Origin of the sequence: Geobacillus sp. WSUCF1, assembly GCF_000422025.1 — a bacterium.
GTDB lineage: Bacteria > Bacillota > Bacilli > Bacillales > Anoxybacillaceae > Geobacillus > Geobacillus zalihae.
Map to the genome: position 1 here is coordinate 1 of NZ_ATCO01000316.1, position 214 is coordinate 214.

The 214-nt window shown below is 44.4% G+C and carries 1 protein-coding gene; it reads left to right on the forward strand.

The features are described from left to right. Positions 1-110: 110 nt before the first annotated feature. Positions 111-214 (forward strand): small, acid-soluble spore protein, alpha/beta type (locus tag I656_RS0117375; RefSeq protein ID WP_033007071.1); only part of this gene is annotated, 104 nt, incomplete at its 3' end.

Consider the following 214-nt stretch of genomic DNA (forward strand, 5'->3'; position numbering starts at 1 on the left):
CTGCGCGAAATAGGATGAAAAATTCCTCCTGTAATTCCCAACCATATCTCTTTGTTCGGTCGTCCATACTAATCATACCTCATCAAAAAACCATCAAGGAGGAATTTCATATGGCTCGTTCAAGCAACAAACTGCTTGTGCCAGGCATTGAACAAGCGTTGGAACAAATCAAATACGAAATCGCCCAAGAGTTTGGCGTACAGCTCGGGGCTGG